This window comes from Vibrio sp. SNU_ST1 (assembly GCF_030563405.1).
In the GTDB taxonomy this organism is placed as follows: domain Bacteria; phylum Pseudomonadota; class Gammaproteobacteria; order Enterobacterales; family Vibrionaceae; genus Vibrio.
On the sequence record NZ_CP130748.1, the window covers coordinates 1271525 to 1287862 of the forward strand.

Annotated in this window: 13 protein-coding genes; 8 read left to right on the forward strand and 5 right to left on the reverse strand. The window is 44.1% G+C overall.

Annotated elements, in window-relative coordinates:
• The first annotated feature begins 457 nt into the window (after positions 1-457).
• The 3 genes from proV to proX are packed head-to-tail and all read left to right on the forward strand — an operon-like array spanning position 458 to position 3743.
• Positions 458-1645 (forward strand): glycine betaine/L-proline ABC transporter ATP-binding protein ProV, encoded by a 1188-nt coding sequence (gene proV, locus Q5H80_RS05645; protein WP_304569169.1) that lies wholly within the window; start codon positions 458-460, stop codon positions 1643-1645.
• A 3-nt stretch (positions 1646-1648) separates the two neighbouring features.
• Positions 1649-2743 carry a glycine betaine/L-proline ABC transporter permease ProW gene (gene proW / locus Q5H80_RS05650; protein ID WP_304569170.1) on the forward strand — a complete coding sequence of 365 codons (1095 nt, stop codon included), beginning with the start codon at positions 1649-1651 and terminating at the stop codon, positions 2741-2743.
• Positions 2736-3743 (forward strand): glycine betaine/L-proline ABC transporter substrate-binding protein ProX, encoded by a 1008-nt coding sequence (gene proX / locus Q5H80_RS05655; RefSeq protein ID WP_269334876.1) that lies wholly within the window; start codon positions 2736-2738, stop codon positions 3741-3743. Before proW ends, proX begins: the two co-directional genes overlap by 8 nt.
• A gap of 236 nt (positions 3744-3979) precedes the next feature.
• Here proX and Q5H80_RS05660 read toward each other — a convergent pair whose 3' ends face one another.
• Positions 3980-4354 (reverse strand): nuclear transport factor 2 family protein, encoded by a 375-nt coding sequence (locus Q5H80_RS05660; protein WP_304569171.1) that lies wholly within the window; start codon positions 4352-4354, stop codon positions 3980-3982.
• Positions 4355-4496: 142 nt separating this feature from the next.
• On the opposite strand from Q5H80_RS05660, the gene Q5H80_RS05665 reads away from it, so the two are divergent.
• Positions 4497-5363, forward strand: coding sequence for a LysR family transcriptional regulator (locus Q5H80_RS05665; RefSeq protein WP_304569172.1), 867 nt, complete (start codon positions 4497-4499; stop codon positions 5361-5363).
• A 154-nt stretch (positions 5364-5517) separates the two neighbouring features.
• Here Q5H80_RS05665 and cydC read toward each other — a convergent pair whose 3' ends face one another.
• The 3 genes from cydC to trxB form a co-directional block, all read right to left on the reverse strand.
• On the reverse strand, positions 5518-7239 hold the full coding sequence (gene cydC / locus Q5H80_RS05670; RefSeq protein WP_304569173.1) for a cysteine/glutathione ABC transporter ATP-binding protein/permease CydC: 1722 nt from the start codon (positions 7237-7239) through the stop codon (positions 5518-5520).
• A complete protein-coding gene (gene cydD / locus Q5H80_RS05675) occupies positions 7232-9016 on the reverse strand; it encodes a cysteine/glutathione ABC transporter permease/ATP-binding protein CydD (RefSeq protein ID WP_304569174.1) in 1785 nt (594 codons plus the stop codon). The genes cydC and cydD overlap by 8 nt, the downstream gene beginning before the upstream one ends.
• Before the next feature lie 161 nt (positions 9017-9177).
• Entirely contained in the window at positions 9178-10137 is a 960-nt protein-coding gene (gene trxB / locus Q5H80_RS05680) for a thioredoxin-disulfide reductase (protein ID WP_060982451.1), read from the reverse strand.
• A gap of 597 nt (positions 10138-10734) precedes the next feature.
• On the opposite strand from trxB, the gene Q5H80_RS05685 reads away from it, so the two are divergent.
• From Q5H80_RS05685 to Q5H80_RS05695, 3 genes are all read left to right on the forward strand, one after another.
• Positions 10735-11766 (forward strand): ParA family protein, encoded by a 1032-nt coding sequence (locus Q5H80_RS05685; RefSeq protein WP_304569175.1) that lies wholly within the window; start codon positions 10735-10737, stop codon positions 11764-11766.
• Positions 11767-12524: 758 nt separating this feature from the next.
• Positions 12525-13181 (forward strand): 2OG-Fe dioxygenase family protein, encoded by a 657-nt coding sequence (locus Q5H80_RS05690; protein ID WP_048607150.1) that lies wholly within the window; start codon positions 12525-12527, stop codon positions 13179-13181.
• Positions 13165-14400, forward strand: coding sequence for a cysteine desulfurase-like protein (locus Q5H80_RS05695; protein WP_304569176.1), 1236 nt, complete (start codon positions 13165-13167; stop codon positions 14398-14400). The genes Q5H80_RS05690 and Q5H80_RS05695 overlap by 17 nt, the downstream gene beginning before the upstream one ends.
• A gap of 153 nt (positions 14401-14553) precedes the next feature.
• Here Q5H80_RS05695 and Q5H80_RS05700 read toward each other — a convergent pair whose 3' ends face one another.
• The gene (locus Q5H80_RS05700) at positions 14554-15225 is read right to left on the reverse strand and encodes a type 1 glutamine amidotransferase domain-containing protein (RefSeq protein ID WP_304569177.1); all 672 of its coding nucleotides are present in this window, start codon (positions 15223-15225) and stop codon (positions 14554-14556) included.
• 218 nt (positions 15226-15443) lie between these two features.
• Here Q5H80_RS05700 and Q5H80_RS05705 point away from each other — a divergent pair, with 218 nt between their 5' ends.
• Positions 15444-16328, forward strand: coding sequence for a LysR family transcriptional regulator (locus Q5H80_RS05705; protein ID WP_304569178.1), 885 nt, complete (start codon positions 15444-15446; stop codon positions 16326-16328).
• Positions 16329-16338: the final 10 nt, after the last annotated feature.

Consider the following 16338-nt stretch of genomic DNA (forward strand, 5'->3'; position numbering starts at 1 on the left):
TGCAAGCCTCGTAATGGCGTTAATTTACCGGTCTTGGTTGCGTTTAAATTCTCTGAAATGGTTTGTATTCGAATTATTTGTACACGAACTATTTGTGCATATTCTTGGTCTATTTAGCCTATTAATTGTTCTGATGTAAAATAAATATTCAATAATCTATCAGTAAGTAATACATAATATTGCAGATGTTGTTTGTAATTTAAATTTCTTTATTATCAATATTTTGCGTTATATGTGTTTAAAGGTTGACCTTTGTTTTGGGTGGTCTTTTAACAGTTTTGTGTGTTTTTCACAGAACGACACCCCTTGATTTGCATGGGTTAATTGCTTAGAGTGCTAATCGTTTTTCGGGTTTAAATAACCATTTTAAGGTTTAAACAACCGTTTTTAAGTTTAAATGATCGGTTTTGAGTTTAAATAACTATTAGTTTAAATAACTAAGAAAGGATTAGATTACATGGATCCCATACTGGAAGTTAAGGGACTGTACAAGGTGTTTGGTGAAGACACCGACCGTGCTTTTACAATGATTAACGAAGGCGCGAACAAAGATATAGTTTTCGAGGAAACAGGTTTAACGATCGGCGTTAACGATGTTTCTCTTAGCATTCAAGAAGGCGAGATTTTCGTAATAATGGGACTGTCAGGATCTGGCAAATCAACCCTAGTACGCCTTCTTAACCGTTTGATTGAACCTACCAAAGGTAATGTGCTTCTTCGAGGCAAAGACATTGCCCACACCTCAGAAGATGAGCTCCGCGAAGTCCGTCGCAACAACATCTCCATGGTTTTCCAAAACTTCGCATTGATGCCTCACATGACAGTTATTGAAAACGCTGCGTTTGGTCTTGAACTAGCGGGTGTTGAAGTCGATAAGAGAAAACAGTCAGCATTTGAAGCGTTGGAACGAGTCGGTCTCGGGCCGTATTCAGAATCTTACCCTGATGAATTGTCTGGCGGTATGAAGCAGCGTGTTGGTTTGGCTCGAGCTCTAGCATGTGACCCTGATATTCTGTTAATGGACGAAGCATTTTCTGCACTCGATCCTTTGATTCGAACTGAAATGCAAGATGAACTGATTCGTCTTCAAAATGACGACAAACGAACCATTGTTTTCATCTCCCATGATTTGGATGAAGCGATGCGAATCGGTGACCGTATTGCGATTATGCAAAACGGTGAGGTGGTTCAAGTGGGTACCCCTGACGAAATTCTTAACAACCCAGCGAACGATTATGTCGAAGCTTTCTTCCGCGGTGTGAATGTAGCAAGTGTTCTTACTGTGAAAGATATTGCTCGTAAGAAGCCAGCTGCGGTATTTAAAAAATCAGAACACGACGGCCCAGCGTCCGCTCTACAAATCTTGATGGATAACGACCGTGAATACGGCATTGTTGTTGAGAAAAGCAGTCGTTACTCCGGCATTGTCTCTATTGATTCCCTTCGTAAAGCACATAAAGAGAACAAATCACTCGTCAGCGCGCAGCTCGATGATGGTTTAACGCTGAACCCTGATTTACCAATCAACGATGTACTTGGCCTTGTTGGCGGTGTGCCTTACTCCGTTCCTGTTGTGGATGAGCAAGGTAATTACTTTGGCGTGGTAACTAAGTCGCGACTGTTACAAACATTGGATAAGGGGTAGATCATGTCGTCTGAACAAACAAATAATGACCCATGGTCGCAAGCTGCTCCCGCTACTCAGTCTGCAAGTGATCCTTGGGGTCAAGCCGCGGATACCTCACCATCAGCAGATTGGTTAAGCAGCGAAATAGTCGAAACGACACCTTTTGATCCACTTAACCCTTTTGCAGATGCAGTGTTGCCCGTCGACACTTGGGTAGAGTCTGGACTGAATTGGTTAGTTGAGCACGGACGTCCATTGTTTCAAGCAATCCGTGTGCCTATCGATTTCATTCTAAGTTCATTTGAAACGGCGTTGGTGTCGACACCTGCACCATTCATGTTGATCATCTTGTTTTTAGTTGCATGGCAGTTTTCAAACCTGAAGCTTGGTTTGGCTACAGCCGTTTCTTTGACTTTTATTGGCTTGATTGGCGCTTGGTCTGAAGCGATGACCACGCTTTCACTGGTCATGACATCGGTATTCTTCTGTCTGCTGATCGGCTTACCCATGGGGATATGGCTCGCCCGCAGCAATACCGCGGCTAAATTCGTACGCCCAATTCTCGATGCCATGCAAACCACGCCAGCCTTCGTTTATCTTGTACCCATCGTAATGTTGTTTGGTATCGGTAACGTTCCGGGTGTGGTGGTGACGATCATATTCGCACTTCCTCCTGTTGTACGTTTGACTATCTTGGGTATTCAGCAAGTACCGGAAGATCTGATCGAAGCAGGTCACTCATTCGGCGCAAGCAAAAAGCAGATGCTTTATCGAATTCAACTGCCATTGGCACTGCCAACCATCATGGCGGGCGTGAACCAAACACTGATGTTGTCGCTATCGATGGTGGTTATCGCATCAATGATCGCGGTAGGTGGATTAGGTCAAATGGTACTGAGAGGTATTGGCCGACTGGATATGGGATTGGCCGCTGTTGGTGGCCTAGGCATTGTTATTCTTGCAATCCTACTTGACCGCATTACCCAAGTTCTTGGGGTAAATGCAGGTAATACAAAATTACGCTGGTATCACATGGGGCCTGTTTCCCTTGTGCTAAAAGCTTTAAATCGCGGTAAACAATCAGAACTACAACTAAGGAAAAACACCAATGAATAATTCATGGAAGAGTAAGCTAGCCGTTAGCATCGTTTCGACACTGGCTGTATCAACGAACGTGTGGGCTGCAAGCTTGCCGGGTGAAGGTGTATCAGTTCAGCCTGTTCAATCTTCAGTTGCTGAAGAAACGTTCCAAACACTGATTGTTAACCGTGCTTTAGAAGAGCTTGGTTATGACGTGAAATCAACGCAAGAAGTGGACTACAACGTAGCTTACACTTCTATCGCAAAAGGTGACGCGACGTTCCTAACAGTAGGTTGGTTCCCACTACACGCTGACAAATACAAAATGGCGGGTGGCGATGACAAATTCTACCGTGAAGGCCAATATGTAAGTGGTGCGGCTCAAGGTTACCTTATTGATAAGAAAACGGCTGAAAAATACAACATCACTAACATTGGTCAATTGACTGATCCAAAAATCGCTAAGCTGTTTGATGCTGACGGTGATGGTAAAGCAGACCTGACAGGCTGTAACCCAGGTTGGGGTTGTGAGATGGTCATCGAACACCAAATTTCTGCATTCAAATTGGACGATACCGTTACTCATAATCAAGGTAACTATGCAGCGATCATCGCAGATACAATTTCACGTTACCAAAAGGGCGAGTCAGTCCTTTACTACACGTGGACACCTTATTGGGTGAGTGGTGTATTGGTTCCTAACGAAGATGTAGTTTGGTTAGAAGTTCCATTCTCTTCACTACCAGGTGAGCGTGCTAATGTTGATACGACTTTGTCTAATGGCAAGAACTACGGCTTCGAAATGAATTCGATGCGTATTATTGCGAACAAAGAGTTTGCTAAGAACAACCCATCTGCGGCGAAGCTTTTTGAAATCATCAAACTTAACATCAATGATGTAAGTGCTCAGAACATGATGATGAGTAAAGGTAAGAACAGCTCGGCTGATATCGAAGCGCACGTAAACGGTTGGATCAAAGCGAACCGAAATACGTTTGATGCTTGGATTACAGAAGCGAAGAAAGCGGCACTATAACGGTTGTTTTTCGTAAGCAGTCGATAACCAAAGTGGGTATCACGAGCGTGCTTTCTGACTGTGTAGAGTCAAAGGGTAGATGCACATCATGGTGATAAGGCTGTAATAAAGAAGAGAAGGCCGGTAGTCTGATTCAGACTACCGGCCTTTGTTTTTCTAGCGACATAACTATTGTTATCGCATTATTGTTATCGCATTATTTTTTAAAGCGGCTTGTTCTTTTAAAAGCGAGCAGGCTAACGTTCGCCTTGAACTTCAAAATCATCGCTGACTAAACGAGCGCAACCATCTGCTTCTAGTGCCCAGTGCTCACGATGCACAACACCAAACGCTTTGTTCATTGTCCAACTAGCCGTCAAAATGTAGCCGCCTTCTGGGTGCTCTTCCCACGTAACGTCTGTGTAATCAACGTCTTTGAAGCCTTGGTCGATGATGTTTTGCCAAAATGCTTGAATCGCTTCACGCCCTTCAAAAGTACCAAATGGACGCGCTTCCATTACACAGCTTTCAGCATATTGATTCGCACAACCTTTCGCATCTTGGCTGTTGAATGCTTTCTGCCACGCGTTAATGCCTTGCTTACATGCTTCTAAAATTTGGTTGTCTAACATTGTCTTTCTCCATAACAGTCTTCTTTCAAACACTGTGTCTTTGATTTGGTTATCTCGATAAGTTGGATTTAGTTTAGCCTTGGAAATTAAATTGAAAAACAGAGATAATAGAAAATACTGTATGTAAAAAGAGAACAATAAGATGAGTAAGCTAAAGCAGATGTCGATTTTCGCTCACATCGTTGAGCAGGGCTCAGTATCAGCTGCGGCTGAAAAGCTTGAGTTATCCAAGTCCGTCGTCAGTCAGCACCTCAAAATTCTGGAACAAGAACTAGGTGCTTCACTTCTCAAACGCACAACACGGAGGCAATCTCTGACCAGTATGGGTGAGCGTTTCTATTTAAGTTGCAAAGACATTAACGTGATTGCTGACTCGGCTTGGGATATGGCCAAAGCTGAGCTAGAAGAGCCACAAGGGCGGATTCGAATCACGGCTCCAAATGCATTGATGGATTTGCTGGTTGCGCCTGTTATTGCGGAACTAATGAAGCAATATCCGAAGCTAAACCCAGAACTGATAAGCGACGATCAGCATTTAGACTTCATGGAACACGATATTGATCTCGCAGTACGAGTGGGCAGCTCGCGTGATAGCAACTTAAAGCAGAAACGCTTAGGCGAGTTTAAAGACGTGTTGTGTGGCGTTGAAAGCATGCGTTCTCGTGAACTTGACGCTATTCCCTACATTGCTAACTCATGGCAAGGTAAGCAAGTATCTCATCACTTTACTTCTCAAGACGAACAAGATTTTGTTTACCAACAACAAGCAAGCTGCACTACGAACTCCTTTCATAGTTGTCTCGCCTTGATCAAATCTGGCGTTGGTATTGGTGTAATTCCAGACTTCTACCTTCATCAGCTATCAAATGAAGTGGTCGACATCTTGCCAAGTTTTCAACTACCCACTAACACAGTTTATGCGTTGAACCCATTCGCTTCAAATACACCTATCGCTATCAAACTGTGTGTTCAAGCGTTAGAAGAGAAGCTCAAACAGAACTTTGTTTAACTGTCGCTTCGATAAGTCAGCGATCTAGTCAGAGGGCTGCAAAGCAAATTCGGCAAGAGATTAGTTTGAGTGACGGTACAAAAAAAGTGAAGGTGTAAAAAAGCCCGAGTATAAACTCGGGCTTTGAATGGTTTTCTTTATAACTTATGAGAAGCTAGATTGCCTGACGAAGTTGGAAGTAACGTCCTGCTTCGCTTAACAGCTTCTCATGAGAACCATGTTCAACAATCTCGCCTTGTTCAATCAGAACGATAGAATCCATCGATTCCAGACCAATCAAACGGTGCGTAATGAAGATAACAGTCTTGCCTTCAAAGTGCTTCTCAAACAGTGCCATGATGCTCTGCTCGGTTTGCTTATCTAAGCCTTCTGTCGGCTCATCAAGAAGCAGAATAGGGGCATCATGAAGGATTGCACGTGCAATACCAATACGGCGCTTCTCACCACCAGACAGTTGACGACCACCGTCACCCAACCAGCTATCAAGACCATCATTCTCAAGCAGCTTTTCTAGACCAACGTCTTTAAGGATGTTAGCTAGGTGCTCATCGTTGGCATCTGGTTTCGCAATCAACAAGTTGTCGCGTAGGCTGCCATTCAAGATGTCGACACGCTGGCTTACCACACTGATTGATTCACGAAGCTGTGATTCATTCCACTGCGTCAGTTCAATACCCGCGATTGAGATGTAGCCCTTTTTAGGATCCCAGTAGCGAGTCAGAAGCTGAATCAGAGTCGATTTACCTGAACCCGTTTGACCCACAATCGCAACCTTGTTCGTTGCCGGAATTGTTAGCTCAACAGCGTTCAGAACACTGCGCTCAGAATCAGGGTAGTTGAAAGTCACGTTTGAGAACGTAATATCAAGCGGCTTGTTGATGTCTAGCTTCTCTTCAGCGAACTGAACTTCAGGTTCTGACAGAATCACTTCGTTCAAGCGACGAGCTGAAGACAGAGTTTGACCTAAATGCTGGAACGCGCCTGCGATAGGCATCAGAAGTTCAAAACTTGCCATAGTAGCGAATGCCATTAGCGCGATGAACGGATCTGGAGCATTACCGCCCACGCCATCTGCCGCAAGCCAAAGCATAAGAACAAGCGTTAAACCGTTGAACAGCATTAGCGCTGCTGAAGCCATACCGGTTAGGTTAGCGTTCACAAACTGGTTTGCCATCAGCTTACGTTGTGTCTCTAGAATCGCATTACGGTAACGTTCTTCAGCACCGAACAGAGTCAGTTCGCTGTAGCCTTCAATCCAATCCAGAGTGGTAATACGAAGATCTGCTTTGTTTTGTGTTAGCTCACCACCGTTACGTTTACCCAGCTTGTAGAACAAGACAGGCCAAACCAGCAGCATGATCAGAAGAATAGAGCCTAAGATAAGCCCTAGCGAGGTATCAAACCACATCAAGAATAGAGTCAGGAAGAAGATACCAAACACACCAACCGTCACAGGGCTGACTAAGCGCAAGTACACGTGATCCATGGCGTCGACATCGGCAACCAAACGGTTAAGTAGGTCAGCGTCACGTAGATTTGAGATACGACCTGGGATCAGCGGAGCCAACTTCTTGAAGAAGAAGATACGTAAATCAGTTAACAGTTTGAATGTCGCATTGTGGCTGACAACACGTTCACCCCAACGACCCGCAGTACGGCTCATTGCTAAACCACGAACACCACCGCCCGGCAGCATGTAGTTGAAGGTTTCACGCGCAATCGTAAGGCCTGCAACTGCAGAAGCTGAAATAAACCAACCCGATAGCGTTAACAAGCCGATAGAAGCCGACAGAGTAGCAAAAGCCAGTAGCATGCCTAGCGATAGGCCAAACCAATGCTTTTTATAGAGTTTCAGGTAAGGCAGTAAATCACGCATCTAAATTACCCTTATTGTCTTGTTGAGCTAAGTTCGCGTTTAGCATCTCTTCGAATAAACCACCCGCAGTCGAAAGCTGAGAGTAATGACCTTGTTCAACAAGACCACCATCGCGCATAACCAGAATGTTATCGACCGATTGAAGAGGAGCCAGTTGGTGCGTCACAAGCAGGGCAGTGCGACTTTCGATGTTGCTATTAATGCCTTTCATCACCAACTGCTCACTGCGAGTATCTAGGCTGGCAGTCGGTTCATCGAGCAACCAGAATTGGCCGTCTTGAATCATTGCGCGAGCCAAAGCCAAACGCTGAGATTGACCAACAGACAGGCCGCCTGAGCGATCAGAAATCATGTAATCCAAACCATGCTCGTTTACAAACTCGTTAGCAAAAGATTGCTCTAGTGCGTTTTGAACAGTTTGGTCAGTGATATCTTGCTTACCTAGAGTGACGTTGTCACGAATGCTGCCGTGAAGCAACAATGGGTTTTGGCCAACCCAGCTGATCGTCTTACGCCAAGATGCCAAGTCTAAGTCACGCAGTTCAATACCATTGATTTTCAAGCTTCCTTCATAAGGCATGAAACCAAGGATGGCGTTGATCAAACTTGTTTTACCCGCACCACTTGGGCCAACTAACGCAGTCGATTGGCGAGTGTTCAGTGCGAACGAGATAGGACCAACTAATTGAGTACCTTCAGGGCTTAACACTTTTAGCTCGGTAGCTTCAATATTGATGCCTTGAGCCGGATCGAGTTGAGTGTCACCTGATTTAACTTTAGTGATGTCTGTTTCTAGGAACTCGACAATACTTTCGGCTGCGCCAACAGCTTGTTGCTTCGCGTGGTAGAAAGTACCTAAGTCACGTAGAGGTTGGTAAAACTCTGGCGCCAAGATAAGGATGAACAAACCTGCGAATAGAGTAATGCCAACACCGTAGTGACCGAAGTTCAGTTCACCGATGTAAGTGAAACCAAAGTAAACCGCGGTCATCGCGATAGAGATCGACGTGAAGAACTCAAGTACCGCAGAAGACAAGAAAGCAATTTTCAACACATCCATGGTACGCGTTCTGAACACTTCAGATGCACCTTTAAGTACTTCTGTTTCAGCGTTGGTGCGGTCAAATAGACGAATGGTCGTCATTGACTGCAAACGGTCGTAAAAGTGACCCGAAAGACGCTGCAGCGCTTTGAAGTTTTTACGGTTTGCATCGGCCGCTTTCATACCAACAAGTGCCATGAACATCGGCACCAGTGGAGCAGTCAGTAAGAAGATCAGTCCTGCAGCCCAGTTAACTGGGAACACCACAACCAAAATAATGAATGGAATCATTACCGACAGAGACATTTGAGGCAGGTAACGAGAGAAGAAATCTTGCATGTCTTCTACTTGTTCTAGTAACAGCGTTGCCCACGTACCCGCAGGTTTGCCTTTGATATAAGCAGGGCCTAACTCGCGTAACTTATCAAGGATGAGTTGCCTGATGTAGATCCGTATCTGTTCACCACAGCGATAACCTGCGATTTCACGTCCCCATGTACAGCCAGCTCGGCCAACGACCGATAATGCCAAGCCTGCGAAATGACCAACCAGTTCAGATTTATCGACATTTTCGATGATCAGCTGGTGAAGAATAGAGGCGAGAAGAGCTGCTTGAGCAATTAAGAACACGCTTGAAAGTACGCCAAGGCCAATCGCAATCATAAGCCAGCGTTTCGCTAACTTACTCTGTTGCTTAAGCCACTTGTTCAAGCTGCGTTGTTTTTTCTTATCCATTATGAAGGCTTAATGATAATTATTATTTGTTGAGGGCGGCTAGTATACAAAAGAAAGCCCAGTGGATATACCACTGGGCTCTAGGGATTTACAACAAAATGTGATGACGCCCTGCATCTACTGAGGCGAGAGCGCCGATAATCAAATCTGCAATCTCAGATTTACTTATCGTTAAGGCCATCTAGGAAGCGTTCAGCATCCAGTGCAGCCATACAACCTGTACCAGCAGAAGTGATTGCTTGGCGGTAGTTGTGGTCCATTACGTCACCCGCAGCGAATACGCCAGGGATGCTTGTTTGTGTCGCGTTACCTTCCAGACCAGACTGAACGATGATGTAATCGTCTTTCATGTCCACTTGGCCTTTGAAGATTTCAGTGTTTGGTTGGTGACCGATAGCAATGAATGCACCCATTACTTCGATGTCCTCTGTCTTATCAGACTGAGTATCTTTGATACGAACGCCCGTTACGCCCATGTCGTCGCCTAGCACTTCGTCTAGCGTGCGGTCAGTGTGAAGAACAATGTTGCCGTTCTCTACTTTGTCCATTAAACGCTTCACTAGGATCTTTTCAGCGCGGAAAGTGTCACGGCGGTGAATTAGGTGAACTTCAGACGCGATGTTTGATAGGTACAGTGCTTCTTCAACAGCGGTGTTACCACCACCTACAACTGCAACTTTCTGGTTGCGGTAGAAGAAACCATCACATGTTGCACAAGCAGAAACGCCACGGCCTTTGAATGCTTCTTCAGAATCTAAACCTAGGTACTTAGCTGATGCACCCGTTGAGATGATCAATGCATCACACGTGTACTCGCCAGAATCGCCTTTAAGACGGAAAGGGCGGTTAGATAGGTCTACTTCGTTAATGTGGTCGAACAGGATCTCTGTTTCAAAGCGCTCTGCGTGCTCTTTCATGCGATCCATTAGAGCAGGGCCCGTTAAACCTTCAGCATCACCCGGCCAGTTTTCCACTTCTGTCGTGGTTGTAAGCTGACCACCTTGCTGCATACCGGTAACCAGTACTGGGTTTAGGTTTGCACGAGCAGCGTAAACTGCAGCTGTATAGCCAGCAGGGCCAGAACCAAGAATCAATAAATTACAGTGCTTTACGTCGCTCATGAGGACTCCGAAATTGAAATTGTTTTTATTTATAATCGCTTAGGATTGTATGGAAAATATGGAGGCAATAAAAGGTTAAACAAGGGCTGAAGTGTAATTAATCGTTATACGTTAGAACTTAATGGAGACAAACGTTTTCGTGGCTGGAAGATCGGTGAAAGCGCTGTCTTCTTCAACGATTGTTGCTGCCGCCTTTTTGTGCATTTGCAGATGGTTAATCGTCTTTTATTCCATAAAACTTGATCAAACTAAAGTTTTATGGAACGCGAAAAATAATCCACATGATTAAAAAGCCGTCGTTAGAAAGTCAGAAGTAAAGATGGAGGACTGATGTACGTTTTACTTGATGAGTTACGCTATAGCTTCATTGTGTAAAAAATTTACATTTTAGCTGTTACTTGTACGTGAGTGTCTTGGAATTTCGTTCTTCTAATTTCATTATTAGGTTATGTTTATGTAATGAAATGTGGTGGTGGTCCATGCTAAAGCGTTATCGTCATCAAAATCTCACCTTTTTTCAAATTAAGTGCTTTCTTATTAGTTACTTAAGATAGTAGTCTGTTCCTAAATTATTAATAAATGTCAGTAAGGCTAAATATGCAAAAATATTCTTTTTGGAACAATAAGGGTGGGACTGGTAAAACTAGTCTCGCATTCCAAGCTATAACAATGTACGCAGAAAGGAACCCTGATGCTCGCATACTAGTGGTAGACCTTTGCCCTCAAGCAAATTTATCCGAGCTATTTCTTGGGGGGTTGATTGGAAATGGAAGTACCAACTTAAATGAGATACAAAATCAAAACCCAGCTTTAAGATGCAGTATTGGTGGCTACTTTCAAGAACGCTTACCGGCCCCTTACACTATGCCTACAGCGCTCGATGTTCATAACTATATTTCTTTTCCGTCTCATTATAATAGACACATTTCAGAAAATATTCATTTAGTTGCAGGTGATGCGTTAGTTGAATTACAAGCTAATGCAATGACAACTCTTGCTAACACTCAAATTCCCGGTACAAATACATGGCTATCTATCATTGATTGGCTGAATAACTTTTTGGACCAAATTGAGGGTGAATATACTCACGTTTTTGTTGATACTAACCCTAGTTTTTCGATCTATACTCAGATCGCTTTAGCAGCTACTGATAAAATGATTTTACCTGTAATGGCTGATGATTCTTCACGTAGAGCTGTTCAGAATGCTATCGCTTTAGTACAAGGTATCAATTTACCTTCTGCAATTTACCAACAGCATAACTTCGCGACACAACTAATTTCAGCTGGTCGACGACCTCCACGCTTTCATTTATTCCCGAAAAACAGATTAACTCAGTACATGGGGCCTGCTTCAGCATATCATTCGGTTTTAACTGAAATTGATGAAATGGTTGAAAATGTTTTAACTAATCACCCAGATGTTTGTAGTTTTTCTCAAACTCAGCAATCGTTTGCTAGTATTCGAGATTTTCAGACGACAGGAGTTGTAGCTTTTGCTCACGGAATGCCATTTACGAGAATGACTTCGACTCGTTATCCAATGCCGGGGCGAGATGCTGTATTTATAAGAGCCGATTATCTTCAAAATTGCGTTACCGCTATGAATGATTTAGTTAATAAAATGTAAGCACTATTGGTTTTCAGTATTTTGATGTAGCTTTGAACAATGTTTTAACTCTCGACACTCTTCTTTTTTATGGGTGTCCTGAGTTATATTTTTATTCTAAGTTTGAAGAGTAAATATGATGGTTTCTATCTTAATGCTCTCGCTTGCTAGCAACCATTAGATAAATCCTTTCTCAATTGCCAATTCAAGCATTTCCGAAGCTGAGAGAACAATCAACTCGCTCCCTTAAAAGACGGTAAGCCATTTGGGGCGGCCGAGTTCCCCCCGAACTCGGCCTGTTCCAGACGCGCAAGCAAAGGCGTTTGGTTTCTGGCTTACTGATAAATTAACCAATTTCAGTTTGTTGTGTAAATAATCAATAGTTTGGCAACTGATAGGTAGATCGTATTTCGATGTGCAAATCATAGAAATGAATGATGGCAACCGTGGTGCCTGAGTTCATGCAAGGAGGCTGGCGTATTGAAGTGAAAGGGCCGACACAATATGAAACTTGTCTTTCTAGTTAATAATATCGTTATTATTTAAATTGTAGGTATTTATAACTAGCTAGTGGAGTGTGCTAGTTTTAAGAGTTGGTCATCTTTTATTCTGGTGTTATACACTGCATTTTATTTCTCGGTTAGATTTAGTGTCTGAATTATTAAATCTGACGGGATAAATGATTGTTTAATGTTGATTTGGCAAGATCTTCAAGTATCCTTTATGTAAATAAAACGTTAAATATAGAAAGTTAATTAACAATCATTAAGGAGTCGATGATGTTACATGCTCACGAAAATACCCTACATATTACCCACCTCAGTAACCATGCAGTTAAGGAGTTGTCACCTTCATTCTCTAAGCTACCAAGCACAGAGCATGCGGATGGCCAGTTCCGATTGAGAAGGTACTCAGTGGTTGAATTCAGTAATGGACAAGTCGTTGAGCTAGACAAACATAACTTTGTTCAGTCTGAAGACATTAATCACTTTCAAGGTGACGTTGTTCGTCAGTTCGAGCCGATTGAAGCACAAATCCTAAGCAGCGAAGGCATGCAAGAGATGTGTGAACTGTTTATTGAAACCAACGGGCTTGAAGACGGACAAGAAATCGAAATCCATCAAATCCGCATTGCCGCTATTTTTGAAGAAACTCAGGTTGCACCAGAAGGTGTTCACCAAGACGGCTTCGACCACATCGCGATCATTGGTGTTACTCGTCACAACATCGTTGGTGGTGAAGTGATGCTTTATCAAGATAGCCACGAAGCACCGTTCTTCAGAAAAGTGTTAGGCGATGGCGAAGTGGCAATGCTTGCTGATAGTAAGCTTTGGCACAATGCACAACCGATTCGTACCATAGACCATGGCGAGATGGGCTACATGGATGTGTTTGTATTAACGGCTAAGGATGCGCGCAATGTCCTTCACTCTTAATTATGTGCGCCAACAGTTTAGTGCGTTAGGCCAATATCATAATGGCAAGCCAGTCACTTTCTTTGATGGGCCGGGTGGTTCTCAGGTGCCTGAGAATGTTTTAGCTTCAATGACTGAATACCTAGGGCATTTCAATTCAAACCTAGGTGGCCACTACTTTTCTAGCCAAAAGACGACTAGCTTAATGCAGCAAGCGCGAGAAGCGGCGCAAGCACTGCTTAATGCGGAATCTTCTGGCAACGTTGTGTTCGGTGCAAACATGACGTCGTTGACCTTCCAATTGAGCCGAGCGATCAGCCGCGATTGGCAAGAGGGCGATGAAGTTATCGTCACTGCGCTAGATCATTACTCAAACGTGTCGAGCTGGCAGCAAGCGGCAGACGACAAAGGCGCGATTGTTCGCCAAGTTCGTGTAGACGAGTCGGATTGCAGTTTGGATATGGCACATTTTGAATCGCTGCTTAACGAGAAAACCAAGCTTGTCGCGGTGACGTTTGCCTCGAATACGACGGGCTCGATTGTCGACATGGCAAAAGTGATCGAGCTTGCACATCAGCATGGTGCGCAGGTTTATGTCGATGCCGTGCATTACGCACCGCATCACTTGATCGATGTTCAGCAACTGAATTGCGATTTTTTAGCGTGTTCAGCTTATAAGTTCTTCGGCCCTCATGTTGGCATTGCTTATGTTGCGCCTCAATGGCTACATACTTTAAAGCCTTACAAGGTTGAGCCTGCAACCAATATCGGCCCAGGTCGTTTTGAGACAGGTACGCAAAGCTTCGAAGGCCTTGCCGGTGTGATTGCGGCGGTGGATTATTTGGCGCAGTTTGGTGATCCAGACGATTCATTGCGTTCTCGTTTAGAGCAAAGTTACGCATTGTATAATAAGCATGAAAGCCAACTCAGTGAGTACTTTCTTAAGCGCTTGTCCGATCTTGAAGGAGCAAAGCTTTACGGGAAAACCGAGTTTGATTCAAACTTAAGAACCCCAACCTTTGCGGTTACCTTTGATAGCTACTCTCCAGAGTTCATCGCTAAGAAGCTGGGTGAGCATAATATCTGTGTGTGGAATGGTCACTTCTACGCATTAGGGCTGGTAAAGCAGCTAGGTATTGAAGAGCAGGGCGTGGTGCGTATTGGCTGTATGCATTACAACTCGATTGAAGAGATCGACTTGTTGTTTAATGTGCTTGAAGGGATCTTGCGAAGCCACTAGCACTTTAATAGCCACAGAATTAGAAAAGAGCATACTTCTCTCAATAATATTGAGTAGGAAGTATGCTTTTTTTGTTTTATTAACTTATATCTGTTTAGCAAAGTCTACTAAGCTAAAGTCGCTAGTCGCTAGTCGCTAAAGTCCGTGATTTAACTAAGATAACTGCTTAACGAGAGCTACACCTACTGCGTGAGCACTGGTTGGGTTTTGGCCAGTAATCACTCGCTCATCAACAATTACAAGCTCATGCCAAGGTTGAACCTTGTTGAAACGTGCAGCGCTGCGCGCAAGAGACTCTTCCAATAGGAATGGAATGTCGTTGATGGTGCCAAAGTCGATCTCTTCTTCACGTGTAAAACCAGTCACAGATTTAGAGCTCAGTAACTTCTCGCCATTGCTTAGAACAATCGGAAGCAGTGCTGCTGGACCGTGACATACTGATGCGATCACACCGCCATCTTCATAATGTTTAGCGGCAATCGTTGCGAATTGCTCGTCGGTTGCTAAGTCAGAAAGTAGGCCGAATCCACCTGGGTAGAAGATAGCATCGTAGCTTTCTACGTTAACTTGGCTTACAGGAATCGTGTTGTTAATGCGGTTCTGGAAGTCATCGTCAGCTAAGATCTCGGCGTTTACTGAATCACATTCAATATCGGTCCCATACAGTGGACCTTTACCACCCTTGATAGACGCGATGTCGTACTCAAAACCCGCAGCAATGATCTCTTTCAGTGCATGAGTCAGTTCTGGAGCGTAAGTACCGTTCGCTTGGTCTGTATCGCCTAGTGTGGCGTGGTTAGTCACTGGGATTAGTATTTTTTTCATGATTCGTTCCTTTGAGCACTTTTGTTTGGTTTCAGCGTCGTGGCTTTTATTTAGAAAACCAAAGCTTTCAATTTAGATACCGCTGTTTCGTTACCTGTAATACTAGTAGTAAACCATTTGAGTGATAATATGCCGAATGGACAAAACATTATTGCTATATAGCAATAGTGAGTGAGGGTTTGTCGGATGTGAATTCGTTAGATGTAAACAGGTGAAGTATGGATAGCTTTGAAGGTATTAATGAATTTGTGGCGGTAGCGGAGTGTCACGGCTTTTCTGCGGCCGCGAAACAACTTGGGTGCAGTACCAGTCATGTCAGTCGCCAAGTGTCGAGGTTAGAAGAGAGAGTGGGTGTGGCTTTACTTGCTCGATCCACTCGTATGGTGAGTTTGACTGAGTCTGGGCATACGTATTATCAGCAATGCAAAGATCTGGTTATCGGGCTGCAACAGGCGAATGAACAAGTGACGTCTCAACAAGCTCAGCTTAGCGGTACTTTACGCGTGAGTGCGGCGGGTGCGTTTGCCGAGAATCATGTCGCTGCGGCGCTGATGGAATTTTCCAAAGACCACCCTGATCTGACTATCGAGATGAACTTCAATACCAAGATGGTTAACTTCATCGAAGATGGTATTGATTTCGCGATTCGCTATGGTCGATTGGACGATTCAGGATTGGTGGCAAGAAAGCTGGTGGATCGCCCTATGGCAGCGGCCGCGAGTCAGAACTATATCGATCAATTCGGTTCTCCAACACAGCCTGAACAGTTGAAGTTACACAGCTGTATTATTGCCAACAGTGATCAGTGGTTGTTTGAGAAAGATGGAAAACCGTTAAATGCAGTTCGAGTACATGGGCGTTGGAAAAGCAATAACTCGAGTGCGGTACTTAAAGCTTGTGAAGAGGGGCTTGGCATTGTTTATCTTCCCAAAAGCAGCTTCAACGGCGGTCTTGCCAATGGGAAGCTCGTTCCAGTGCTAGAAGAATATTGGGGAGCCGGTACAAGCAGTTGGATCGTATATCAAAACCGTCGCTTCCTTCCACAGAGAGCACGACTCGCGATTGATTTCTTGGTCTCTTATTTTTCCGATTGGAATGAATAACCGAATAGAT

Excerpts from the sequence above, each read along its gene's own strand:
- Q5H80_RS05695 (WP_304569176.1), top strand. The coding sequence starts at position 13,165 with ATGTCCTTCACTCTTAATTATGTGCGCCAACAGTTTAGTGCGTTAGGC.
- proV (WP_304569169.1), top strand. The coding sequence starts at position 458 with ATGGATCCCATACTGGAAGTTAAGGGACTGTACAAGGTGTTTGGTGAA.
- Q5H80_RS05700 (WP_304569177.1), bottom strand. The coding sequence starts at position 15,225 with ATGAAAAAAATACTAATCCCAGTGACTAACCACGCCACACTAGGCGAT.
- cydC (WP_304569173.1), bottom strand. The coding sequence starts at position 7,239 with ATGCGTGATTTACTGCCTTACCTGAAACTCTATAAAAAGCATTGGTTT.
- trxB (WP_060982451.1), bottom strand. The coding sequence starts at position 10,137 with ATGAGCGACGTAAAGCACTGTAATTTATTGATTCTTGGTTCTGGCCCT.
- proW (WP_304569170.1), top strand. The coding sequence starts at position 1,649 with ATGTCGTCTGAACAAACAAATAATGACCCATGGTCGCAAGCTGCTCCC.
- Q5H80_RS05660 (WP_304569171.1), bottom strand. The coding sequence starts at position 4,354 with ATGTTAGACAACCAAATTTTAGAAGCATGTAAGCAAGGCATTAACGCG.
- Q5H80_RS05690 (WP_048607150.1), top strand. The coding sequence starts at position 12,525 with ATGTTACATGCTCACGAAAATACCCTACATATTACCCACCTCAGTAAC.
- proX (WP_269334876.1), top strand. The coding sequence starts at position 2,736 with ATGAATAATTCATGGAAGAGTAAGCTAGCCGTTAGCATCGTTTCGACA.
- Q5H80_RS05705 (WP_304569178.1), top strand. The coding sequence starts at position 15,444 with ATGGATAGCTTTGAAGGTATTAATGAATTTGTGGCGGTAGCGGAGTGT.
- Q5H80_RS05685 (WP_304569175.1), top strand. The coding sequence starts at position 10,735 with ATGCAAAAATATTCTTTTTGGAACAATAAGGGTGGGACTGGTAAAACT.
- cydD (WP_304569174.1), bottom strand. The coding sequence starts at position 9,016 with ATGGATAAGAAAAAACAACGCAGCTTGAACAAGTGGCTTAAGCAACAG.
- Q5H80_RS05665 (WP_304569172.1), top strand. The coding sequence starts at position 4,497 with ATGAGTAAGCTAAAGCAGATGTCGATTTTCGCTCACATCGTTGAGCAG.